This window comes from Georgfuchsia toluolica (assembly GCF_907163265.1).
GTDB classification, from domain to species: Bacteria; Pseudomonadota; Gammaproteobacteria; order Burkholderiales; family Rhodocyclaceae; genus Georgfuchsia; species Georgfuchsia toluolica.
This window is the reverse complement of the sequence record NZ_CAJQUM010000001.1, coordinates 2,010,255-2,034,224: the sequence shown is the minus strand read 5'-3', so window position 1 is coordinate 2,034,224 and position 23,970 is coordinate 2,010,255. Positions and strand designations below refer to the sequence as shown.

General features: G+C 59.3%; 21 protein-coding genes. 9 read left to right on the top strand and 12 right to left on the bottom strand.

The features are described from left to right. Positions 1 to 3: 3 nt before the first annotated feature. On the bottom strand, positions 4 to 321 hold the full coding sequence (locus K5E80_RS09545) for a cupredoxin domain-containing protein (protein ID WP_220635930.1): 318 nt from the start codon (positions 319 to 321) through the stop codon (positions 4 to 6). 280 nt (positions 322 to 601) lie between these two features. Here K5E80_RS09545 and msrP point away from each other — a divergent pair, with 280 nt between their 5' ends. Then, positions 602 to 1,573, top strand: coding sequence for a protein-methionine-sulfoxide reductase catalytic subunit MsrP (gene msrP / locus K5E80_RS09540; RefSeq protein WP_220635929.1), 972 nt, complete (start codon positions 602 to 604; stop codon positions 1,571 to 1,573). Next, positions 1,573 to 2,175, top strand: a complete 603-nt coding sequence (locus K5E80_RS09535) for a protein-methionine-sulfoxide reductase heme-binding subunit MsrQ (RefSeq protein WP_220635928.1) — start codon at positions 1,573 to 1,575, stop codon at positions 2,173 to 2,175. Before msrP ends, K5E80_RS09535 begins: the two co-directional genes overlap by 1 nt. A gap of 70 nt (positions 2,176 to 2,245) precedes the next feature. On the opposite strand, the gene K5E80_RS09530 is transcribed toward K5E80_RS09535, so the two are convergent. From K5E80_RS09530 to scpA, 4 genes are all read right to left on the bottom strand, one after another. After that, entirely contained in the window at positions 2,246 to 4,264 is a 2,019-nt protein-coding gene (locus K5E80_RS09530) for an acetyl-CoA carboxylase biotin carboxylase subunit (protein ID WP_220635927.1), read from the bottom strand. An 86-nt stretch (positions 4,265 to 4,350) separates the two neighbouring features. Next, positions 4,351 to 5,883, bottom strand: coding sequence for an acyl-CoA carboxylase subunit beta (locus K5E80_RS09525; protein WP_220635926.1), 1,533 nt, complete (start codon positions 5,881 to 5,883; stop codon positions 4,351 to 4,353). Positions 5,884 to 5,901: 18 nt separating this feature from the next. Next, on the bottom strand, positions 5,902 to 6,882 hold the full coding sequence (gene meaB, locus K5E80_RS09520) for a methylmalonyl Co-A mutase-associated GTPase MeaB (RefSeq protein ID WP_220635925.1): 981 nt from the start codon (positions 6,880 to 6,882) through the stop codon (positions 5,902 to 5,904). Beyond that, positions 6,882 to 9,038, bottom strand: a complete 2,157-nt coding sequence (gene scpA, locus K5E80_RS09515) for a methylmalonyl-CoA mutase (protein WP_220635924.1) — start codon at positions 9,036 to 9,038, stop codon at positions 6,882 to 6,884. Before scpA ends, meaB begins: the two co-directional genes overlap by 1 nt. Positions 9,039 to 9,157: 119 nt before the next feature. On the opposite strand from scpA, the gene K5E80_RS09510 reads away from it, so the two are divergent. The 4 genes from K5E80_RS09510 (at position 9,158) to K5E80_RS09495 (ending at position 12,117) form a co-directional block, all read left to right on the top strand. Beyond that, positions 9,158 to 9,847 carry a GntR family transcriptional regulator gene (locus tag K5E80_RS09510; RefSeq protein ID WP_220635923.1) on the top strand — a complete coding sequence of 230 codons (690 nt, stop codon included), beginning with the start codon at positions 9,158 to 9,160 and terminating at the stop codon, positions 9,845 to 9,847. Then, positions 9,844 to 10,632 (top strand): enoyl-CoA hydratase/isomerase family protein, encoded by a 789-nt coding sequence (locus K5E80_RS09505; RefSeq protein WP_220635922.1) that lies wholly within the window; start codon positions 9,844 to 9,846, stop codon positions 10,630 to 10,632. Before K5E80_RS09510 ends, K5E80_RS09505 begins: the two co-directional genes overlap by 4 nt. 243 nt (positions 10,633 to 10,875) lie before the next feature. Beyond that, a complete protein-coding gene (locus K5E80_RS09500; RefSeq protein WP_220635921.1) occupies positions 10,876 to 11,820 on the top strand; it encodes an aldolase catalytic domain-containing protein in 945 nt (314 codons plus the stop codon). Between the two features lie 144 nt (positions 11,821 to 11,964). Beyond that, positions 11,965 to 12,117, top strand: coding sequence for a hypothetical protein (locus K5E80_RS09495; protein WP_220635920.1), 153 nt, complete (start codon positions 11,965 to 11,967; stop codon positions 12,115 to 12,117). Positions 12,118 to 12,150: 33 nt separating this feature from the next. Here the strand turns inward: K5E80_RS09495 and K5E80_RS09490 are convergent, their stop codons facing one another. From K5E80_RS09490 to K5E80_RS09480, 3 genes are all read right to left on the bottom strand, one after another. Further along, positions 12,151 to 12,540, bottom strand: a complete 390-nt coding sequence (locus K5E80_RS09490; protein WP_220635919.1) for a PTS sugar transporter subunit IIA — start codon at positions 12,538 to 12,540, stop codon at positions 12,151 to 12,153. An 83-nt stretch (positions 12,541 to 12,623) separates the two neighbouring features. Further along, positions 12,624 to 13,916, bottom strand: a complete 1,293-nt coding sequence (gshA, locus tag K5E80_RS09485; protein ID WP_220635918.1) for a glutamate--cysteine ligase — start codon at positions 13,914 to 13,916, stop codon at positions 12,624 to 12,626. Positions 13,917 to 13,949: 33 nt separating this feature from the next. Further along, on the bottom strand, positions 13,950 to 15,113 hold the full coding sequence (locus K5E80_RS09480; RefSeq protein WP_220635917.1) for an HsdM family class I SAM-dependent methyltransferase: 1,164 nt from the start codon (positions 15,111 to 15,113) through the stop codon (positions 13,950 to 13,952). Positions 15,114 to 15,193: 80 nt separating this feature from the next. Between K5E80_RS09480 and K5E80_RS09475 the strand changes: the two genes are divergently transcribed. After that, entirely contained in the window at positions 15,194 to 16,825 is a 1,632-nt protein-coding gene (locus K5E80_RS09475) for an ABC-F family ATPase (protein WP_220635916.1), read from the top strand. Positions 16,826 to 17,150: 325 nt separating this feature from the next. After that, positions 17,151 to 18,416, top strand: a complete 1,266-nt coding sequence (locus tag K5E80_RS09470) for a hypothetical protein (protein WP_220635915.1) — start codon at positions 17,151 to 17,153, stop codon at positions 18,414 to 18,416. 567 nt (positions 18,417 to 18,983) lie between these two features. On the opposite strand, the gene K5E80_RS09465 is transcribed toward K5E80_RS09470, so the two are convergent. Genes K5E80_RS09465 through K5E80_RS09455 form a run of 3 tightly spaced genes read right to left on the bottom strand, consistent with a single transcriptional unit; the run spans position 18,984 to position 21,118 of the window. Next, a complete protein-coding gene (locus tag K5E80_RS09465) occupies positions 18,984 to 19,535 on the bottom strand; it encodes a DUF1993 domain-containing protein (protein WP_220635914.1) in 552 nt (183 codons plus the stop codon). A gap of 40 nt (positions 19,536 to 19,575) precedes the next feature. Beyond that, positions 19,576 to 19,758, bottom strand: coding sequence for a hypothetical protein (locus K5E80_RS09460; RefSeq protein ID WP_220635913.1), 183 nt, complete (start codon positions 19,756 to 19,758; stop codon positions 19,576 to 19,578). Between the two features lie 10 nt (positions 19,759 to 19,768). Next, positions 19,769 to 21,118 carry an MFS transporter gene (locus K5E80_RS09455; protein WP_220635912.1) on the bottom strand — a complete coding sequence of 450 codons (1,350 nt, stop codon included), beginning with the start codon at positions 21,116 to 21,118 and terminating at the stop codon, positions 19,769 to 19,771. Between the two features lie 697 nt (positions 21,119 to 21,815). Between K5E80_RS09455 and K5E80_RS09450 the strand changes: the two genes are divergently transcribed. Next, a complete protein-coding gene (locus K5E80_RS09450) occupies positions 21,816 to 22,565 on the top strand; it encodes a hypothetical protein (protein WP_220635911.1) in 750 nt (249 codons plus the stop codon). Between the two features lie 255 nt (positions 22,566 to 22,820). Here K5E80_RS09450 and K5E80_RS09445 read toward each other — a convergent pair whose 3' ends face one another. After that, positions 22,821 to 23,858 carry an FAD-binding oxidoreductase gene (locus tag K5E80_RS09445; protein ID WP_220635910.1) on the bottom strand — a complete coding sequence of 346 codons (1,038 nt, stop codon included), beginning with the start codon at positions 23,856 to 23,858 and terminating at the stop codon, positions 22,821 to 22,823. Between the last annotated feature and the right edge of the window lie 112 nt (positions 23,859 to 23,970).

Genomic DNA, 23,970 nt, shown 5'->3' with positions numbered 1-23,970 from the left:
CTTTTATTCCGCAACAATAGCGCCGCGCGCCGTTTTTTCATTGAATTCGCCGAAGAATGGATAGCGGCCAGGTCTCAACGGGCCAACATAAATTGTTGCCCCAGTCCCAGGGGCGATGACCTTTTCACGATTGAGTTCATGGCTCTCGAACTCCTCCGGCGTGGCGTCCCGATTTTGGACCAACAATTTGATCTTTTTCCCTGCCGGAACATGCACTTCCGAAGGCCCAAAGCGATGGTTGCGGATGACCAAGGTAATTTCCGAATCGGCCGCCCAAGCCACTAGCGGAATCAGGCAAAGCAGGGATAAATAGATTTTCATGGCAGCTCCTTTACGTAAATGATAAGTATTATCGTTTGTATAGTCAACCACCCCATTCGAAACCTGATTGCAATAACAACCATCCACCCGAATCGACTGCGGCAGTTGCAACAACAGGGCTGGGCGACGAACAGACATGAATGCAGAGATTTGAGATCAAATCAACTGTTGAAAAATGCGTATCGAAAGCGATCAAACGCGGTTATCGCCTTGTCTAAAAAGTTGTAGGGTTCGCTATTCCAAGGCGTCTCAAGACAAGAGTTAAAACAAGGAGAACGGCATGTCGATAAATCACCCTAATGATTGCCTACCTTCTGAAATCACGCCGCGCGAGTTGTTTGAACAGCGCCGCAAGTTCCTCAAATATTCGATCAGTTCCGGCCTGGGGCTGGCGCTGCCTTGGGCGGGAATGGCGAACGCAGCGAGTGAAGCGGTGGCAGAGCCGCGCATAAAGATTCCAGGGGTGAGACCGAGCACTTATTCCACGACCGAAAAGCCCAACAAGTACGAACACATCACCACCTACAACAATTTCTACGAATTCGGTACCGAGAAGACCGATCCCGCCGAACGCGCCTCCAGAATGAGGATCAGGCCCTGGACCGTGACGATCGAGGGTTTGGTCAAGAAGCCGAAGCTCATCGGTATTGACGACATCATGAAACTGGCTCCGCTCGAAGAGCGCATCTATCGTCTACGCTGCGTCGAGGGCTGGAGCATGGTGATCCCTTGGGTCGGCTACCCGCTCTCGGCCCTGCTCAAGCAGGTAGAGCCTCTTGGTAGCGCGAAATATGTACAGTTTGAGAGTTCATACCAGCCCGACACGATGGAAGGTGGCGGCATTTTCGGCCGTCCTGTCCTCAACTGGCCCTATGTCGAGGGCCTGCGCCTGGACGAGGCAATGCATCCGCTGACCATCGTCGGCGTCGGTCTGTATGGCGAACTGTTGCAGAAGCAGAATGGCGCGCCGGTGCGAGTGGTGGTTCCCTGGAAGTATGGCTTCAAAAGCGCCAAGTCGATTGTGAAAATCCGTTTTGTCGAACAGGAACCGCCGACTTCCTGGAACAGGGCGAACAGCAGGGAATACGGTTTTTATTCCAATGTAAATCCGGAAGTCGACCACCCGCGCTGGAGCCAGGCCACGGAACGCCGCCTGGGCGAATTGCTGAAACGCAAGACGCTGATGTTCAACGGCTATGGCGAACAGGTCGCGTCGATGTACAAGGGCATGGATCTGCGCAAGTATTATTGATGAAGCTCTCCTCGAAGCAAATCGCCGCGCTCAAGGTGATCGTGTTCATCCTTTGCCTTGTACCGCTGGCCTATCTTGGCTGGGGGCTGTGGCAGGATATGCTGGGCGCCAACCCGATCGAAAACCTGATCCGCTCGCTGGGCCGCTGGACGCTGAAGTTCCTGCTCATCACGCTGAGCATTACGCCGTTGCGGCGGCTTACCGGCATGAATGCGCTGTTGCGCTTTCGCCGTATGCTTGGACTGTTCTGCTTCTTTTATGCTGTGCTGCATTGGAGCGTATATCTCGGACTCGACCAGTCGTTCAACTGGGTTGCGATTGCCAAGGACATCGTCAAGCGACCTTTCATTACCATGGGCATGCTCACCTTCACAATGCTGCTGCCACTCGCCATCACCTCGACCAACGGCATGATGCGCCGCATGGGGGCACGCAATTGGCAGGCGCTACACCGCGCGGTTTATGTGATAGGGATTTGCGCCGTGCTGCACTTTTGGTGGATGGTGAAGCTCGACACGACGTGGCCGAAAATCTACGCCCTGATATTGACGTTATTGCTGGGAATGCGCCTGGCCTGGCGCCTGAGACTCGCGAAAGGCTGATTCCAGTTTGCCGCCCAATCCCTGCGGGCTTACTTGGTGAGCCCGCAGGGATTATGTAACGGTGAAATTTCTACTTGAATGCGATGATGACCTGGTCCACCGACAGGCTTTCGCCCAGTGTCGCCATGAGTTTGTCCACCACGCAGTCGCGCTCGGCCTTGAGCACGTTTTCCATTTTCATGGCCTCGATCTTGGCCAGTATCTCGCCGGCCTTCACTTCCTGGCCAACTTTCACGGCGATTTCAGTGAGCAGGCCGGGCATTGGCGAGAGCAGGAATTTCGAGGTATCCGCCGCCGCCTTGTGCGGCATCAGCTTTTGCATTTTGGCGGCATGGGCATTGAGCACCAGCGCATCGACCTGGGTTCCCCAGTGGAACAGACGGTACTTGAGCCCGATGCGCTCAACCTGCATGCAGAACGGCTGGTTGTTCACCGTGCCTTTGTAGAGCAGATCGCTGAACTGCCAGTTGGAAACGACCTCCTGTGTTGCCCCCGAGTTCCTGACTTGCCAGCGACCCGGTTCGCCCGTTACGGAAACCGGATGGTGTTCCTCGCCAATGATGACGACGAAATGCTCGCCGGACTGGTATTCGTGGCCGGGCAACTGGCCATCGATGAGGCCGTTGCGCTCGTGGTACTGGCGATGCATCGCGGCCGCAACGGCAACCAGCAATGAGGGATCGTCATGCACCGCGTCGGCGGCATTGAAGCCCTTGGGATATTCCTCGCCGATCAGGCCGGTGTTAAAATTGCCGCTGATAAAACGCGGGTTTTTCATCAGCGCGGCCTGAAAGGCGATATTCGATGAAACGCCGCGGATCGCGAACTCGTTAAGCGCTTCGCGCATGCGCGCTATGGCCTCATTGCGATCCTTGCCGTGCACGATGAGCTTGGCGATCATCGAATCGTAGAACATTGAAATTTCACCGCCCTCATACACACCCGTATCCACGCGCACGCCACCGCCGTGAGGCATGGGCAACGCAGCTTCCATATTGGTGGCGGGGGGCTGGTATTTCACCAGACGGCCGGTGGAGGGCAGGAAGTTGCGAAACGGATCCTCGGCATTGATGCGGCATTCCATCGCCCAGCCCTCGCGCTTGACCTCGCTCTGAGTGAAGGGCAGCTTTTCGTCTGCGGCGACGCGGATCATCAGCTCGACCAGATCGAGTCCGGTGATGCATTCCGTCACCGGATGCTCGACCTGCAGCCGCGTATTCATTTCGAGAAAGTAGAAGCTCTTGTCCTTGCCGCCGACGACGAATTCCACGGTGCCGGCCGATTGATATTTCACTGCCTTGGCCAGCGCAACGGCCTGTTCGCCCATGGCTTTGCGTGTCTTTTCATCGAGAAAGGGCGAGGGCGCCTCCTCGATCACCTTCTGGTGGCGGCGCTGCAGCGAACACTCGCGCTCCCACAGATAGATGACGTTGCCATGCGCGTCGCCGATCAACTGGATCTCGATGTGGCGCGGTTCTTCGATATATTTCTCGATGAAGATACGGTCGTCGCCGAAGGCGTTCTTCGCCTCGGTCTTGCAGGCCAGGAAACCTTCATACGCTTCCTTGTCGTTGTAAGCCACGCGCAGGCCCTTGCCGCCGCCGCCAGCCGAAGCCTTTACCATTACCGGATAGCCGATGCCCCTGGCGATTTGCTCCGCCTGCTCGGGCGTTTCGATGGCGTCGTTGTAGCCGGGGATGACGTTGACCCTGGCTTCGAGCGCCAGTTTCTTGGAGGCGATCTTGTCGCCCATCGCCGCGACCGAATAATGCTTGGGGCCGATGAAAACGATGCCTTCCTCTTCGAGCCGTTTTGAAAAAGCCTGGTTCTCGGAGAGGAAGCCATACCCCGGATGTACGGCCTCGGCCCCGGTCTGTTTGCAGGCGGCGATGATCTTGTCGGCGACAAGGTAGCTGTCTTTTGAAGGTGCCGGGCCGATACAAACGGCTTCGTCGGCGAGTTCGACATGCATGGCTTCGCTGTCGGCCTCGGAATACACGGCCACCGTCTTGATGTCCATCTTGCGGGCGGTCTTGATGACGCGGCAGGCGATCTCTCCCCGGTTCGCAATCAATATTTTTTTAAACATTTAAAACTCCTTTAGCCACAGAGGACACAGAGACCACAGAGCCCGAGGGTTTGGTTTCCTCTGTGATCTCTGTGGCTAGATGTTTTTCACAACGGAATGTTGCCGTGTTTGCGCCACGGATTCTCCAGCTTCTTGTTCTTCAGCATCGCCAGCGAGCGGCAGATGCGCTTGCGCGTCTCGTGCGGCTGGATTACGTCGTCGATGAAGCCGCGCGCGCCGGCAATGAAGGGATTGGCGAACTTGGCCTTGTATTCGGCTTCGCGGGCAGCGAGCTTCTCGGGGTCGCTCTTGTCCTCGCGGAAGATGATTTCCACCGCCCCCTTGGCGCCCATCACTGCAATTTCCGCACTGGGCCACGCCATATTGACGTCGCCGCGCAGGTGCTTCGACGACATCACGTCGTAGGCACCGCCGTAGGCCTTGCGCGTGATGAGCGTGACCTTGGGCACCGTGCACTCGGCATAGGCATAGAGCAGCTTGGCGCCATGCTTGATGATGCCGCCATATTCCTGCGCAGTGCCGGGCATGAAGCCGGGCACGTCGACGAAAGTGATGATCGGAATGTTGAAGGCATCGCAGAAACGCACGAAACGCGCGCCCTTGATCGACGACTTGATGTCGAGGCAGCCGGCCAGCACCATGGGCTGGTTGGCGACGATGCCGACCGTGGCCCCCTCCATGCGGGCGAAGCCGACCACGATGTTCTTGGCGTTGTCGGGCTGGATTTCGAAGAAGTCGCCGTCGTCGACGGTCTTCAATATCAGTTCCTTGATGTCATAGGGCTTGTTCGGATTGTCCGGCACCAGGGTGTCGAGTGAATAGTCGAGACGATCGGCCGGATCGTTGGTCGGCCGTACCGGCGTCTGCTCGCGATTGTTGAGCGGCAGGTAATTGAAGAAGCGGCGCAGCATCATCAGCGCCTCGACATCGTTCTCGAAGGCCAGATCGGCCACGCCGGATTTTGTGGTGTGGGAAACGGCGCCGCCGAGTTCTTCCGCCGTCACCTCCTCGTGGGTCACGGTCTTTACCACATCGGGGCCGGTGACGAACATGTAGGAACTGTCCTTGACCATGAAGATGAAGTCGGTCATGGCCGGGCTATATACCGCACCGCCGGCGCAGGGACCCATGATCATGGAGATTTGCGGAACCACGCCGGAAGCCATGACATTGCGCTGGAACACGTCGGCGTAGCCACCCAGCGCCGCCACGCCCTCCTGGATGCGCGCACCGCCGGAATCGTTGAGGCCGATCACGGGAGCGCCGACCTGCATCGCCTTGTCCATCACCTTGCAGATTTTTTCTGCGTGGGTTTCCGACAGCGCGCCGCCGAAGACCGTGAAATCCTGCGAGAACACGAACACCATGCGGCCATTGATGGTGCCGTAGCCGATCACGACGCCGTCGCCGGGAATCTGCTGTTCGGCCATGCCGAAGTCCACGCAGCGGTGTTCCTTGAACATGTCCCACTCTTCGAAGCTGCCTTCGTCGAGCAGGATTTCGATGCGTTCGCGCGCCGTCAGCTTGCCTTTGCTGTGTTGCGCGTCGATGCGCTTTTGGCCACCGCCGAGGCGGGCCTTGTCGCGCTTTTCATCAAGCTGGTGAATGATGTCGTGCATATGCGTTCTCCAAAAATCCTAATAATTCAACAGTTGCCGGGCCGCAGCCGAGGGTGTGATGGTTCCCGCCTGTACCGCCTGCGCCAATGCCGGCAATGCATGCTTGACGCCGGGGTTGTCGTTGAAGCGTTGATGCAGGCCGCTTTCGATCAGGTGCCACATCCAGGCCAGCGCCTGCTGCCGGCGCCGTGCGGCGATGGCGCCGTGCGATTCCATCGACTGGCGATAGCCGTCGATGGTTTGCCAGAACAGGTCGATGCCGTCGCCGCGCGTGGCGCTGATCTTCAGCACCGGCACTTTCCAGTGCTGCGTCGCCGGGTGTAGCAACGCCAGCGCCGACTGCATCTGCGCCACCGCCATTTCGGTGGCGCGAAGATCGATGTCGGCCTTGTTGAAAACCACCACATCGGCGAGTTCGACAATGCCCTTCTTGATCGCCTGCAGGTCGTCGCCGGCGTTGGGCAATTGCAGCAGCACAAACACGTCGGTCATGCCGGCGACCTCAGTCTCGGATTGGCCGACGCCGACGGTTTCGACGATCACGATGTCGAAACCGGCTGCTTCGCAGGCCAGCATCGCTTCGCGCGTCTTGTCGGCCACGCCGCCCAGTGAGCCCGCTGAAGGCGAGGGGCGGATGAAGGCTTCATCGCGCATCGAGAGCTGTTCCATGCGCGTCTTGTCGCCGAGAATCGAGCCACCGGATATCGACGACGAGGGATCGATGGCAAGCACTGCAACACGGTGACCGCGGCCGATCAGCAACATGCCCAGCGCTTCGATGAAAGTCGACTTGCCGACGCCGGGGACACCCGAGATGCCGATGCGGATCGACTTTCCGCTGTGCGGCAACAGCGCTTCCAGCACCTGCCGGCCGCGCTCGCGATGATCGGCGCGCGTACTCTCCAGCAGCGTGATGGTCTTCGCCAGCGCACGCCGCTCGTGCGCCAGCACGCCCTTCACCAGGGCGGCGTCCTGCTCGCCAAGGGCAGTCGTTGTCATCAGCCCTTGCGCGCGAGGCGAATCTGTTTCAGCACTTCTGCCGCCGAAACCGGAATCGGCGTGCCGGGACCGAACACGCCCCTGGCGCCGGCGGCGAACAATGCGTCGTAGTCCTGCGCCGGGATCACGCCGCCGACGAAGACGATGATGTCCGTGGCGCCCTGGTCGTTCAGCGCCTTGATCAGCGCCGGCACCAGCGTCTTGTGGCCGGCCGCCAGCGTCGATACGCCGATGGCATGAACATCGTTTTCCACGGCCTGGCGCGCGGCTTCTTCGGGGGTCTGGAACAGCGGGCCGACGTCCACGTCGAAGCCGAGATCGGCGAAGGCGGTAGCGACGACTTTCGCGCCGCGGTCATGGCCGTCCTGGCCCAGCTTGGCCACCATGATGCGCGGGCGGCGGCCTTCTTCGGCAACGAAAGCTTCGATGTCGGTTTTCAATGTTTGCATGGTGCCGTCCTCGCCGAATGCCGCGCTATACACGCCGGAGACGGTCTGGTTGACGGCGCGATGGCGGCCCCAGACTTTTTCCAGCGCATCGGAAATTTCGCCCACCGTCGCACGCAGGCGCGAGGCCTTGATGGCGAGATCGAGCAGGTTGCCGGTCTTGTTCCTGGCGGCATCGGTGAGCGCATCGAGCGCCTGTTGTACCGCGACGCCATCGCGCGTGGCGCGAATCTTCGCCAGACGTGCCACCTGGCCTTCGCGCACGGCATGGTTATCCACGTCGAGCGTATCGATCGCCGCTTCTTTTGCCAGCTTGTATTTATTGACGCCGACGATCACATCCTGGCCGGAGTCGATGCGCGCCTGTTTTTCAGCGGCGCATTTCTCGATCTGCAGCTTGGCCCATCCCGATTCGACGGCATGTGTCATGCCGCCCATCTTCTCGACTTCCTCGATGATGGCCCAGGCCGCATCGGCGATGTCCTGCGTCAGCTTTTCCATCATGTAGGAACCGGCCCAGGGGTCGATCACATTGGTGATATGGGTTTCTTCCTGGATGATGAGCTGGGTGTTGCGCGCGATGCGGGCCGAGAATTCGGTCGGTAGCGCGATGGCCTCATCGAGGGCATTGGTGTGCAGCGATTGCGTGCCGCCGAACACCGCCGCCATGGCTTCGATGGTAGTGCGCACCACGTTGTTGTAGGGATCCTGCTCGGTCAGCGACCAACCCGAGGTCTGGCAGTGGGTGCGCAGCATCAGCGACTTCGGGTTCTTGGGGGCGAACTCTTTCATGATGCGCCACCAGAGCAGGCGCGCGGCGCGCATTTTGGCGATTTCAAGATAGAAGTTCATGCCGATCGCCCAGAAGAACGACAGGCGGCCCGCAAAATCATCGACGCCCATGCCGGCAGCCAGGGCCGTCTTCACATATTCGCGGCCATCGGCCAGCGTGAAGGCAAGTTCCAGCGCCTGGGTCGCGCCTGCTTCCTGCATGTGATAGCCGGAGATCGAGATCGAATTGAACTTCGGCATGTTCCGCGCCGTGTAGCCGATGACGTCGGCGATGATGCGCATCGACGGCTCGGGCGGGTAGATGTAGGTGTTGCGAACCATGAACTCCTTGAGGATGTCGTTTTGGATCGTGCCCGCGAGCTTGTCTTGCGCTACGCCCTGCTCTTCGGCGGCAACGACATAGCCGGCGAGGATCGGCAGTACTGCGCCGTTCATGGTCATCGATACCGACACCTTGTCGAGCGGAATGCCGTCGAACAAAATCTTCATGTCCTCGACCGAGTCGATGGCCACGCCGGCCTTGCCGACATCGCCGACCACGCGCGGATGATCGGAGTCGTAACCGCGGTGCGTGGCGAGGTCGAAGGCGACCGACACGCCCTGGCCGCCGGCGGCCAGCGCCTTGCGGTAGAAGGCGTTGGATTCCTCGGCGGTGGAAAAACCGGCGTACTGGCGGATGGTCCACGGCCGCACGGCGTACATGGTGGCTTGCGGGCCGCGCAGGAAGGGTTCGAAACCGGGCAGGGTGTCGGCGTAAGGCAGGTTCTCGGTGTCGGCCCTGGTGTAGAGCGGCTTGACGGCGATGCCTTCCGGCGTCACCCAGTCGAGCCTGCTCACCGCGCCGCCCGGCGCCGACTTGGCCGCGGCAGTGGCCCATGCGCCGAGAGATGCTGCCTTGACCTCTGGATATTTGCTCATTTGTTTGCGGCTCCAATGCGCTGCCCGGCAGTGAGCAGCAAAGCGTCGATCTATTTGTTGGTCGGAAAGAATATAACCCTTGACACCGGGCACCCCTGTATAATACGTTATCCATAATTATGAATGCAACTACTACGCGCGCCGCCGCTTCCGGCGCCACGACGATCACCCGCACCGCCCTCTACGAAGAGGTCGCCGAGCGCCTGCGCGCCAGTATCTTTGCGCACGAACTCGCGCCGGGCAGCTGGATCGACGAACAGGCGCTGGCCGACCAGTTCGGCATCTCGCGCACGCCGATGCGCGAAGCGCTCAAGGTGCTGGCATCGGAAGGCCTGGTGCTGCTCAAGCCGCGGCGCGGTTGCTACGTCGCCGAACTGTCGGATGCCGACCTCGATGAGGTTTTTCCGATCATGGCGCTACTCGAAGGGCGCGCCGCCTATGAGGCGGCACTCAAGGCAGGCGCGCGCGATATCGCGGAACTCGAACATATCCACGCCGACCTCGAACACCATGCCGCGACAGGCGACACCAACCGCTTCTTCGCGGCCAACGACGCTTTCCACACCGCCTTGCAGGACATCGCCGGCAATCGCTGGCTCAAACAATTGATCGAGGATACACGCAAGGTCATCAAGCTGACGCGGCGCCAGTCGCTCGAAGTCGGCGGCCGCATCCATGAATCGATGCTGGAGCACCGGCAGGTGATGGCCGCAATCAAGCGCCACGAGCCCAACGAAGCGGGGCGTGCCATGCACGACCACCTGCTCTCGGGCCGCGCGGCACTGGCACAGTTGCAAAGACCAAGATGAGCAAGAGCATTTTGTTGCAGCGCGATCCGGAAGCGCCGATAGCGACGCTAATACTTTCCAATCCAGCGAAACTCAACGCCCTTAATGCGGCGATGTGGCGCGAACTTAAATCGGCCATGACGTCGCTGCATGACGATGAAAGCTTGCGCTGCATAGTCATCCGTGGCGCGGGTGAATGCTTTGCCGCAGGTGGCGACGTAAAAGAGTTCCTCAAGTTGCGTGCAGATTTCGGGCAGGCCCGGCAGTATCACGATGTTTGGGTGGCCGAGGCGCTGAAGTCAATCGTGGCTTGCCGGCATCCCACCGTTGCCATGATCGCGGGACCCTGCATCGGTGGCGGGCTAGAGATCGCCAGTTGCTGCGATCTGCGCATTGCCGCTTCAAGCGCACGCTTCGGTGCGCCCATCATGAAACTGGGCTTTACCATGGCGGCGACCGAACTGATCGGGCTGGTAGCGCTTGCGGGCCCCGCCGTTGCACTTGAAATCCTGCTCGAAGGGCGCCTGCTGTCGGCACATGAAGCTTATGAGAAGCGGCTGCTCACCAGGGTTGTTGATGATGATGAACTCGAGCGCGAATGCCATGCCGCCGCGATGCGCATTGCGTCCGGCGCTCCCCTGGTTGCTCGTGCGCACAAGCAACTGGTGCGGCGCCTGATGGCAGAAGTGCGCGCCTTGAGCGCTGCCGAGTTCCACGACAACTTCGCTTTTCTGGACAGCGAAGACTACCGGGAGGGGCTGAACGCCTTCCTGGAAAAAAGGGCGCCGCAGTTCAAGGGGCGATAAGCGCGGATGCCGGGTGTCAACTTGAGCCTGCTCGATGCGGCGTTTCTCAAATAGCATGGGATACCCGGAATCGATGGAGCCTCTCTCAACCTGGCGAGTTCGACGGCGGCAAAACCTGCCGGGATAAGGCTCCCGAGAGCTCCGGCGGTGCCTCGGTGATATACTTTTGCAGTGCTCGCATTCACGGGATTCAGGCAGAAACCAACGCAGAGCACACCACATTTGCAAGAGGATAATTCCGCTATGTACCGTCCAGAAATCAAAGTCATCGATTGCACCGTCCGCGACGGCGGGCTCATGAACAAATGGCAGTTTGATGATGCATTCGTCAAGCAAGTCTATGAATCGGTAGCCGCCGCCGGCGTCGACTACATGGAAATCGGCTACCTCAGCTCCGAGTCGGCCTTTCCCCGTTCCGAATACGGTGCCTGGAAGTTCTGTGCCGAACCCGACCTGAAGCGCATCATCGGAAAGGAACCGAAGAAGATCAAGTTTGCCGCGATGGCCGACATCGGCCGCATCGATTTCAATGACATCCCGCCGGCCGACCAGAGCTCGCTCGACATGGTCCGCGTCGCATGTTATGCGCATCAGGTCGACGCGGCTGTCGAACTCGCTCACCACGTCATGGACAAGGGCTATGAGGCGACGATCAATCTGATGGCGGTGTCGACAGTCACCGGCCGCGAACTGAACGAGGCGCTCGACGATCTCGGCAAGAGCCGCGTGCCGGTCATCTATGTGGTCGACAGTTTTGGCAACTACTATCAGGAAGACATCGAGCACCTTGTTCATCTTTACCAGGAACATCTGCCCGGCAAGACGATCGGCTTGCACATGCACAATAACCAGCAACTGGCGTTCGCCAACACGATCGCCGGAATCATCGCCAACGCGAACTACCTCGACGCGACCCTGTACGGCTTTGGCCGCGGCGCCGGCAACTGCCCGCTCGAATTGCTGCTGTCGTTCCTCAAGAACCCGAAGTTCCGCGTCCGGCCGCTGGTCGAGGCGATCGACAAGGTCGTCCTGCCGTGGTATCGCAAGATCGAGTGGGGCTATTCGGTCCCTTACATGATCTCGGGGACGCTCAACCAGCACCCGCGCGAGGCGATGGCGAAGATGGACGCAGATCACCGCGACAGCGTCCTCGAATTCTACGACCGCGTCGCGTCGCAACCCGTATAGCCGGGAGCAATCGGGGATATCCCTTGTTTGGCCAGTGTCGGCGCATGGCGATGACACTGGCCTTTTGTTATAGTGGTCGTCGCCATGGAAGCACTCTGACACAGCGGCGCGGCATTACCCGCGTCCTGTTTATATGTCGTTGAAGTGGATTTCGGCGTTATTCTGAAAACCCGGGGCGCGCTGATGCTCAAATATGGCGGCGACGGCCATGAAGCCGCCGGAACCTGCCAGGTGAGCAGCGACAAGGCGGATGCTACCCTTGCGCAACTGATCAAGACCATCAATCAGGACGGTTGATCAGCCACTTCTGTGGCCGGGAGATTTAGTCGTTCAATGCTTCATCATGTTGATGATGCCGTCGCGGCCGCCGCTGGTGGCACGCGCCACCAGTGTTTCCATGTCCTTGTCGCGGTAGGTCAGCGCGCGCAGCAGCATCGGCAAATTGACGCCGGCGAGGCCTTCGATGCGTCCCGGCTCCAGCAGCTTCATCGTGATGTTGGCCGGCGTTGCGCCGTAGACATCGGTCATGATCAGAACTCCCTTGCCGGAATCGACCCACTTCATCATGTCGCGCGCCAGCGGCAGCAGGTTGAGCGGATCGTCCTGCAAGGCAACGCCCAGTTGCGCCACTTGTGGCGGCCGCTTGTTGAGCACATGACAGACGCACTGGATCAGCGATTCGCCGTAAGTCGTGTGCGTGATGAGAAACAGGCCGATCATGAATAACCCCCAGTGCGCAAAATAATCATTAACGCGAGTCCAACAACAAAAATATCAGTGCTGGTTGCCGGCGTGAAAGGCAGCTACGCCGCAGCGGGCGCGGCGCGCTCCAGCTCGATGGCGGCGGCCAGCAGCGCCAGGCGCGCCACCACGCCATAAGCGTAAAAGCGGTTGGGCGGCGCATCGGGTGCCTGGCCCCTGTCGGGTAGCAGGCAGCCGATTTCGAAGGCGAGCGGCTTGAAGTGCATGCCCGGCGCGTTGAGGTTCTCGTCGCGGCCGCGCGCCGCGTTGACGCGATAAAAACCGCCAACGACGTAGCGGTCGATCATGTAGATCACCGGCTCGGCGACGCCCTCATCGACGGTTTCGAAGGTGGGCACGCCTTCCTGGATGATGACTTCGGTGACCGGCAGGCCTTCCTTCACCACCGCCATCTTGTTGCGCTGGCGGCGGTTCAGTCCCCTGACTTCGCTGGCGTCGTGCACAGTCATGATGCCCATGCCATAAGTGCCGGCGTCGGCCTTGACGATGACAAAAGGCTGGTCATTGACGCCGTATTCGAGATACTTGGCGCGGATGCGCGTCAGCAGCGCGTCCACGTTCGCGGCAAGGCACTCCTCGCCGGTACGCTCCTGAAAATTGATTTCGCCGCAGACGCCGAACATCGGGTCGATCAGCCAGGGATCGATGCCGAGATAGGCGCCAAAGTCATTCGCCACTTCGCTGTAAGCCTGGAAATGGCTCGACTTGCGCCGTACATGCCAACCGGCATGCAGGGGCGGGAGCAGGAACTGTTCGTTAAGGTTCTTCAATATCTCCGGCACGCCGGCGGAAAGATCGTTATTGAGCAGGATCGCGCAGGGATCAAAGCCGTCGAGGCCGAGGCGGCGTCCTTCGCTGCCGATGCGCTTCAACGGCTCCAGCGTCAGCGTCTGGCCGTCGTCGAGATTCAGCGTCGTGGGGCTGGCGATGTCCGGCAGCAGCGAACCGATGCGCACATTGAGCCCGGTATGGCGCAGGATCGCAGCCAGCCGCGCCACGTTCTGCAGATAAAACTGGTTGCGCGTATGGTTCTCCGGGATCAGCAGCAGGTCCCGGGCATCCGGGCAGATTTTATCGATCGCCACCATCGTCGCCTGTACGCAGAGCGGCAGGAACTCCGGATTGAGATTGTTGAAACCGCCGGGGAACAGGTTGGTATCAACGGGCGCCAGCTTGAAGCCGGAGTTGCGCAAATCGACCGAGGCATAGAACGGTGGTGTGTGTTCCTGCCATTGGCGACGCAGCCATTGCTCGATGCTGGCGCCGCCATCGATGAAGCGTTTCTCCAGATCGAGCAAGGGGCCGGTCAGTGCGGTGGTGAGATGGGGAACCATGAAGTGATGTCCGAGTGGAAATCAGAGGCGATGTTACACCAGCCCGTCGACGGCAAATGGCGCAAAGCTCTCGGGCAACGGCGTCTGCTCGAGGCTGCGCTGCGAAAACAGATGGCGGCCATCGCAAATAAAGCCAAGCTCGGCCCAGTCGACATCGTTGAGCAGCGTGGTGAGTTGTCGCATCGCGGCCGCATCCAGCGTCTTGCGGTGCGGGAACAGGGCGAGTATTGCGCCGTCGTAGTTCCTGCAGTCGTTGAGAAAAAAAGGCCGCGGGTTGCGTGTCTTGTTATTGACATAGATGCGCGGCGCATCGGAGACATGGTGGCGGCGGCCCCACTTCCACCAGTTGTGTTCATCGAACCTGGTCACGCGCCGTGCCAGCAGCCGCTCCTTGTGTGCTTCGAGCTCGGGCAGCGGCTGATCGAAAATCATGCGCCGCAGCTCGCCGGTAGCGGCTGTTTTCGAGCAGACAAAATCGGCATTGCCCAATTCGGCATTCGTGAAAATATCGTCGGCGCCCGACACCGCGCCGACTCGAACGCTGAACACGCTGGCCAGCGGCACGCTGTAGATGCCACGGGCAAACAGCAACTGCCCGCCGCAAAGCGTCATGCGCCGGCCGTCGCGGGTGCGGTGCGAGAGATCGCCTTTCTCGAAGCGCCAGATCGCGCAATTCGGCGTGGCGCCGGCGAAGATGCGCGCATCGCCGAGATCCTCGATATCGGTAATGGTGCCCTGCTCGAACAGCCAGGTATTGAGCCGGGCCGCGCCGGTGGATTTGAGGAAGTCGCGCGGCGTGATGAAAATCAGCTCGCCGCCGGGTTTGAGATGGCGCACGCACTTCTCGATGAAATACAGGTAGAGGTTGGCGTGGCCGTTGAGCAGTTGCGAGGCCAGACGCTGGCGCGTGTCGTGCAGGATGTCGCGCGCCTTCACATACGGCGGGTTGCCGACGATGGTGTCGAATTTTTCCGCTTCGGAGTAGGCAAAAAAGTTATCGGCCAGCGCCTCGGGTGGGCAGATGGCGGCATCGATTTCAATGGCCACGCAACCGGGCAGGCGCGACGAAAAAGCGCCGTCGCCGCAGGCGGGGTCCAGCACCCGGCCCCGATTGCGGCGCAGGGCGAGCATGCGCTCCACCACTTCGGGCGGCGTGAATACCTGGCCACGGCGAGCGACATCAAGGGCTGGGGACATGGTCGATAAAAGGTAGAATTGCGGGTTTTTTCAAGTCCGGCGCTATATGCACGGCCGGCGCAATCCAAGAGGCAAAGTCAATGTTGGTCGCGTCAAATATTACCATGCAGTTCGGGGCCAAGCCCCTGTTCGAGAACGTCTCCGTCAAGTTCGGCGAGGGCAACCGCTACGGCCTGATCGGGGCCAACGGCTCGGGCAAGACCACGTTCATGAAAATCCTCGCCGGTCTGCTGGAATCGTCCGCGGGCAACGTGTCGCTCGACAGCGGTGAACGCATGGCCTTTCTGCGCCAGGACCAGTTCGCCTACGAGGACGTGCGCGTGCTTGACGTGGTGATGATGGGCCACGCCGAAATGTGGGCCTGCATGCAGGAAAAGGATGCCATCTACGCCAACCCCGAGGCGAGCGAAGAAGACTACATGCACGCCGCCGAACTCGAGAGCAAGTTCGCCGAATACGACGGCTACACCGCCGAGGCGCGCGCGGGCGAACTGCTGCTCGGCGTCGACATCCCGACCGCGCAGCACAATGGGCCGATGAAGGAAGTCGCGCCGGGCTGGAAGCTGCGCGTGCTGCTGTGCCAGGCGCTGTTCGCCAATCCCGATATCTTGCTGCTCGACGAACCGACCAACAACCTCGACATCAACACCATCCGCTGGCTCGAAAACATACTCAACGAGCGCAACAGCACGATGGTCATCATCAGCCACGACCGCCACTTCCTGAACCAGGTGTGCACCCACATGGCCGATCTGGATTACGGCCGCATCCAGGTCTATCCCGGCAATTACGACGATTACATGGAGGCATCGACCCAGGCCCGTGCGCAACTGGCCAAGGACAACGCCCGGGCCAAGGAAAAAGTCGCCGAGTTGCAGGAGTTCGTGCGCCGCTTCTCGGCCAACAAGTCGAAGGCGCGCCAGGCCACCAGCCGCGCCCGGCAGATCGAGAAGATCAAGGTCGAGGACATGAAGCCCTCGTCGCGCCAGTACCCGTGGATCCGCTTCGAATATGACGAAAAGGACAAGCTGCACCGCCACGCCGTCGAGGTCGAGAAGCTGACCTTCGGCTACGACGCGAAGCAACCGATCATCAAAAACTTCGGCATCACCATCGATGCCGGCGACAAGGTCGCCATCATCGGCGAGAACGGCGTCGGCAAGACCACGCTGCTGCGACTCATCGCCGGTGCCGCGCTGGGCGGACTGACGCCGCAGCATGGCACGGTGAAGTGGGCCGAGAAAGCCAAGCCCGGCTATTTCGCGCAGGACCATGCCAATGATTTCGTCGGCGGCGAAGCGCTCACCGACTGGATCAAGCAATGGGTGCGCGAAGGCGGCTATGAAGGCGGCGACGTCGAAACGCTGATTCGCGGCACGCTCGGCCGCCTGCTGTTTTCCGGCGACGAGGTGAAAAAATCGGTCAAGGTCATCTCGGGCGGCGAGCAGGGCCGCATGCTGTTCGGCAAGCTGATGCTCCTGCGCCGCAACGTGCTGCTGATGGACGAACCGACCAACCACCTCGACATGGAATCCATCGAGTCATTGAACACCGGCCTGGAAAAATTTCCCGGCACGCTGCTCTTTGTCTCGCACGACCGCGAATTCGTCTCCTCGCTGGCGACGCGGATCATTGAAATCAGGCAAGACCGAACCATCGTCGATTATCGCGGCACCTATGAGGAATACCTGGCGAGCCAGGGCATCGAGTAATGCAGCGGCTGGCTAGTGTCCTGTATCAGAAATACATTGAATAAATTGCGGCGTCATCCCACAGGGACTTCCTTCGGTCGTTCCCGCGAAGGCGGGAATCCAGGGTCTTGAAAAGTCGCTGGATTCCGGCTCGCCCCCCGGGTCAAGCCCGGGGCTTCGGCTCATGACGCGGCGTCCGGAATGACGAATCAAAATATAAGCAACGGATTTATGGAACACCACACTAGCTGCCCATCTAAAGCACGGTTTTATTGACGCTCCCTGTCGCACTCAGGAGATTTTCATCAAGCTTATCTATCCGAATGTACGTGCCATTGCATCATTGATGCTGGTAGCAATGACCGTATTAGCCGCATTGGCAGGAACGGCAAGTGGTCCACTCATATGGTGGGCGGGCATTGCAGCGTGGCTGGCAGGACTGTTGTTATGGCCGCAATTAGCCGCATCCCAACAGCGCCAGGCGCTATTCATTTCCGGCATAGGGATTCTTGCCTACGGTTTAAGCCTGGCCAGAGGGGGGCATCCGGACTGGCTGTTGCTCCTGAGCCAGAATACAGCGCTATTGGGCATGCTCGCTGCAGTGAGCTTCTTGCAAATGCTCAGCACTTCCGAGGGGGAGGATGATACTTTGCCACGGGGGCAGTCCGCCCTCTGGCGTACAGCTTTGGGCGCGCACCTCCTCGGAGCGGTGATCAATCTCTCCGCAGTTTTCATCATAGCCGAACGAATTGGCCCAAATGGCAAACCGCTTCCTCAACAAGCCTTGATCCTTGAAAGAGCCTTTCTTGCCGCTGCGCTCTGGTCACCTTTCTTTGCCGCCACGGCAACTGCACTTACTTATGCACCCGGTGCCAATCCTCTTGGATTAGCTGCAAAGGGTGCGGCACTGGCCTCAGTCCTGATATGCATTGCGGTTCTCGATATCAAAAAATCAATGGGTAACAATGGGGCCGACTTTGTCGGGTATCCCATGCATCTCGACGCGCTCCGTACCCCTGCCATGCTGGCCATACTGGTTGCTTTGGGGCACTGGCTATTCCCTCACTGGTCTGCTCTTTCCGTCATCAGCCTGGCTTCGCTCGGCTATGTCACCGTAATAAGCGTTGTCGGGCATGGGCCGCAAGTTGCGTGGCAATCGATTTATCAACACGCCCAGCAGCGCCTACCAAGGATGTCAGGCGAACTCGTCCTCTTCCTTTCGGCAGGCGTATTTGCAAGCGGATTGCGTTCGTTGATGGAAACGGGCGCTGTCTGGCTGCCATTCTCGGAATTTGGGGCCATCGAGGCGGCAATCGTATTGCTCGTCATGATATTGCTCTCGGTCATCGGCATCCATACGGTGATAACTATCGCCATGGCAGCCGCCTGGTTGGCACCTTTGCATCCTGCACCGGATTTGCTCGCGTTGGTATTTGTTCAGGCGTGGGCAATAGGCCTCACGGTGGGCCCAATGTCAGGTATTAATCTAGCGATTCAGGGGCGCTATGGAATCCCGGCAACGATTCTTGCCAGAGGCAATATCGGCTATTGTTTCAAAGCCTATGTGATTGCGGTTCTATGGCTGGTCGCTGTCGATAAGATAGTTAGATGAACAGTCCTGTGCTTCGCGCAGTTGCGGTCAGTCTTGCTGCACTTAACCTAACGGTTGTATCGTCGTTGTATTTGAGATAACCCGATGGTGAGGGGCAGTTTTCTGGTGTATTGCCACCAGCATGATGTCAGTTCTTCAGCCGAAGCGGCCGATGATGACGATGCGATACAATGACCGCAACCGGCCATAACCGGTCGGTCACTGACGTGCCCGGAAACCAGTCGTTCACGGGTAATCGCTTGATCAGCAACAGGCCAGAGGTGCCGCGGCGGTCCTTGATCCTCGAGCCGGCATCGAATGCATCGTGGATCCATTGGACCGTCGAGCGACCAGGTCTCTCGGTAACGCAATGCCATTGAAAGTATTCACCAGGGGTATCAACACTCCGAAGAGTTCAACGATTGCGTTCTGGCTGTCATGCGGTTGGTCGTGGATTGTTCCGCTACGAGGGTCCAGACGCTTTGCGTGGCCTCGGGGTCAACGCCGAAGACCTTCCCGCACGGGTGGGTGGTTCGAGCCTTGCTGCGGGACTGAAAAGTGGCGCTGCGCCGGCAGCAGCGCCTGACCTTATGCCTTGACCGGCTGGCAGGCGCAGTCGCCGCTGAATAGATGCTGCGCCGAGTTGAAGTCCTTCTTGCCAATGTCGATACCGCAATGGCGCAGGATGCAATGCGCAGCGGTAACGTGGAAATAGAAGTTCGGCAGGCTAAGGCTAAGCAGCATCGCCTGCCCGGTGAAACGCCGCTCGACGCCGCTCGGATACTTGACGACGATCTCCTTGTCCTCGGTGCCGTCGAGCTGCGCCGGCGTGAAGCCGTTGAGATAACGAATGGTCAGGTCGAGACGCTGCTTGAGATCGTCCATGCTCGGCTCTGAGGTCGGCAGCACGAGCGGGTCGACTCCGGCAAGACGCGCGCAGGTGTTGATGGCATGGCGATTGGCAAGGCTCACCTGCGTCGCTAGGGGCCGCATGTCGGGATACAGCTGTGTACGCAGATAGATTGCCGGATCGATATTCTTAGCGGCGGCGTGGGCGGCGGTCTTGTCGAGATTGGCTGACAGGCTGGTGAGGAATTGCACGAAGGTCGGCGCCGAGGCCGCATACATTGAGATTGCCATGTCGATATCCTTTCGATTTCAGGCGGTTACAGTGAATGAATCAGATATCTTCCCATGAAACAAAGTAAAGCGATAGGAAGATCGATGGTGAGTTGCCGCAGCAGATACGGATATGCACCGACCCCCCCCCCGCCATGCGCACCAAGCGTTTGATCCGTTTAAGCGTGTACTGGTAGTGATCGGCCTGCGTGGCATCGAGGGCGACCAGAATCCGCCGGTACATCGAATTGGCATCAGTTTCTCCGGCATGGGGCGGCTAGATGGCCACCGAAGTTCAATCCCCCCTTGGCTGTTGGCACCAGCAGCGTGAGGATGCCTCCCAGTACCGCCAAGCTGGCCAGAATGTAGAAAATAGTTTCGAGTGGAAAATCCGCCCCTGCCAGATAGCCGCCCAGCATCGGGCCGCCAACACCACCGATGCGGCCAAAGCCGGCACACCAGGCGACACCGGCGCCACGGACGTTGATGCGGTAGTAATTTGCCACCAGTCCATAGATCAGGGTCTGGGTACCGCTGGTACCAAGGCCGACAATGGCAACCATGGCAAGCAGGATGCCCAGTGAAAAGCCGAAGGTGAGTGCTGCGATGGATAGCGCACCGATGCCGAAACACGCCGCCACCACCATTTTCGGACCGAAGCGGTCAGCAACGTTCGACCCCATCAGGGCGCCGATCACAGCACCCCCGTTGAGCACCAGCAGGAAAGACAACGAGCCTTTGGCGTTGAAGCCAGCCCGCAGCATCAACTCGGGCAGCCAGGTGTTGAGCGAATAGACTAGCATCAGGCCCGTTGCGCTCATCAGGCCAAGCAGGATGGTCGGGATCGGATAGGACTTGAATAACCCTGCGAACCCCGCTTTGTCTTCGGATAGTTCCGAGTCCGAGCCGCTTGCTGCGGGTGGCATGGGAATATCGAAACCGGTCTGTTTGGCTACTGCCCGAGCCTCATGCATGCGTCCGCGTGATGCTAGCCAGGCCACCGACTCGGGCATCTTGAAGTAAGCTAGGGGCAGCAGCGTGACGATTGGCAGCGCACCGATCAGGAACATGCCGTGCCAGCCGATGTACTCGAGCAGCAGAATGGCGAGCAATGCCGCCAGCAGGCTGCCAACCGGGATGCCGGAGTAGACGATGGCATTGAGCAGGTTCTTCTTCCCCTTGGGCGCGTATTCCGAAACCAGCGCCCCGGTCATGGCCAACAGTGCGCCGACCCCGAGGCCAGTGATGAAGCGCATGACGCCGAATGCGGCCACCGAACTCATCATGGCGGTGATGGCCATGGCGATGGAGAACCAGACATAGGCGGCAAGCATCACCTTGCGGCGGCCGAGGATGTCGCCAACGCTGCCGGCCAGCAGCGCGCCGACCAGCACACCGAACAAGGCATAGCTGCCTAGGGCGCCGGCTGTTGCTGGTGACACGGGGCCAAGCTGCGAAGCATCACGCAGGAAGGTCGACACGCAGGTGCCGTAGACCACGAGGTCGTAGCCATCGAAGATGAGGCCGGTCATGGCCAATGCCACGACCCAAAGCACTGTCCGTTGCTGCTTCGTTTCAAGGACGGCTTCTGATTTATCTATCATTGCTAACACCGTATTCATCATTGTCTCCACATAGTGTAGCGTTTATTGGGTAAGCGCCCCCCGCGGGGTCAGACCCCGCAGTTCCACGATCTCTATTGGGATTTTGTTTTTGTCAGGCTGCGGCGTCGGGCTGCAAACCGGGTGCCGCCTTGGCGAAAGCCGCCAGTTCGGCGCATGCCTTGTCGACGGCGACGATGTTCGGGAAAGGCGTCAGTCCAAGCGTTCAAAAAGGGGAAAAATATCCTGACCCCTGACCATAGTAGTCTGAGGTTAGGCGGCTCTGAATGTCCGCTAAAGAGAAATTCCTAGTTCCGCTTTGGGGCGAGTGCTGCTGGATCGTATTTTCATTTATCATGAGGCTCATATCGGCCAGTACCGGACGCCCGGTGTTGCCTGCTAATTTGTATAACGATGTGAAACAGCGTCGGCGCTGTGCGTTATTGAATGTGCCGAGTTTTCAGAGGGACGATGCCGTATTTCACTATGGTGAATAATGAGAAAACAGCAAGTTAAGATATGCGGCACCAGCGTATACGGCATGCTGCTCCAGCGTATACGGCCTTTTTGATGTCTACTACATCACGTTACGCATCTTAGGACGCCTGTGCCAGCCGAGTCTCGTAACCCATATGTTGAATCCGATGGCACTCCGAAACTGAGACGTTCTGTCGTCGCGTTCATAGATATCTTGGGCTATATGGATCTCGTGAAATCGACGACTTCAAACGATAGGCAAGCCTTACTTGCCAGACTTCATAAGGCCCTAAATTTGTCACGACAGCAAGTCGATCCGAATCACTCGGACGACACTCTACAAAAACTACGAGACAAGGACTTCTCTGCATTCCGAGCTTTCACAGACAACATCGTCATCGGCCAGCCGATCCGTTATGATGGTGAAATTGAACTTGGTAGCGTGTTCGACTCGGTGTCCTACTTCCAGATGCTTATGACGATGGAAGGCTTCTTCGTGCGCGGCGCAATTGCGATTGGCGATCTATACATGGACGACATCGCAGTTTTCGGTGCAGGATTGATCGAAGCCTACGAAGCCGAAACAACGTTGGCCCGTGATCCAAGAATAGTCCTTTCGCCATCTGCTCAAGTCGCTGTGAATCGGCATCTTGAATACTACGGCCGTGGCGCTCATGCACCGCAAAACCGAGACCTTCTTCGAGACAGCGACGGTCAGTATTTCGTGAACTACCTGGACACTCTTATCCCCGAGGACGGGTACTTCTACGAACAGGAACTTGCTGCGCATAAGGCAAGGATTGAGGAGAAGCTCGTGCTGCTGAGGTCTCGCCCATCTGTTTGGACGAAGTATCTCTGGGCAGCGAACTACCACAACTATTGGTGCGACCAGAACTCGTGCGTTGATAGCTCGATGAAAATTGACACTGAGAACTTTCAGCTTATGCCCGCTAGGTTGGTGCCAGATGCATAACCTTTCAGTCGAGCGGACCTGCGCGAAAAGCCGCGCAGGCCGCTCACTTCCACGTTGAAAGTCTGCTTCCCTTGTAACGACAGGCCGCTTGGGGGCGTAAGCAGTTGGTCACTCGCCCTGAGTTGATGATCTGCTTCAACTGATACTGGCCGCCTCCACGACAGCAAATGCTGATCGCATTTTGCCGCGCCGATTTCGAAACCTACCGTCCACCCAAGCGCAAGCGCTTTCGCTTGGGCGGCCTCGAATAGGCCCCTATATCTCGATCACCAGATCGGAACGCGCCTGCGTGCTACAGGCCAGCACATAGCCGGCGGCGATGTCGGCTTCGCTCAGCGTCGCTGTGCTGCGCGAACTGACTTCGCCGCTGACGACGCGGCACTTGCACGAACCGCAGACGCCAGCGCGGCACGCGCCGATTACCGGCAGCGCGGCGCTTTCAAGCACTTGGAGCAGGCTCTGGCTGCTGTCGATGCGCGCGGACTTGCCGAACTGCGGCGCCTGCAGCTCATAGGAGATAGCGTCGTCGGCGCTGGCGGCATTGGCGGTCGCCGGCACGAAGCTTTCCTTGTGGAAATATTTCATGTCGAAGTCGCGCGCGCTGGCGAAGGATTCGATGGCCTGCATGTAGCCGGCCGGGCCGCAGGTGAAAATGGTGCGGCCTTGCAAATCGGGGATCAGGCGCTCGAACAGTGCCGCATCGAGCGGCCCCTGGATGTCGCCCTCGACCGGATCCTGATCGACGATGCGGATCAGTTTGAAATTGTCGTGCGCGTCGTGCAGGCGCGCGAGTTCGGCGGCCATGATGACGTCGGCCGGGCTTCTGGCGCTGTAGACGAACTGGATGTCCGCCTGCGGCGTGGTGTCGAGCAGCCAGCGTGCAATCGAAATGCATGGCGTGATGCCGCTGCCGGCGCTGAGCAGTACCAGTTTGCCGGTCGACGGGCGGTCGATCAGGTTGAATTCTCCCGCCGGCGGCATGGCGCGCAGCATGTGCCCCGGCTTGAGATGGTCGAGCAGATGATTGGAAACCCTGCCGCCGGGCACGCGCTTGATGGTGATGGCGACATGCTCGGGGCGCGACGGCGTGGAGGACAGCGAATAGGCGCGGTGCAGTTGTTCGTCGGCGACATCGACCTGGAAGATGACGAACTGGCCGGGCTTGTAGTCGACCGGTTTGGCGTCATGGGTGCGGAAGGCGAAGGTGGCCGCATCGGCAGTTTCCTCGATGCGGTCGATGCAGATTAGCGGCATGAGAGCCGGAGTCTGCGCAAAAGTGCTGGTCTGGTTCATGGCGAATCCCGGTGTTGGTTGAATAAGCCGCGCACGAGGCGCGGCACAAGTAGAACGACACAGTGAAATCGAAACATACAAACAACAAGTAGCCGTCATCCCACGGGGATTC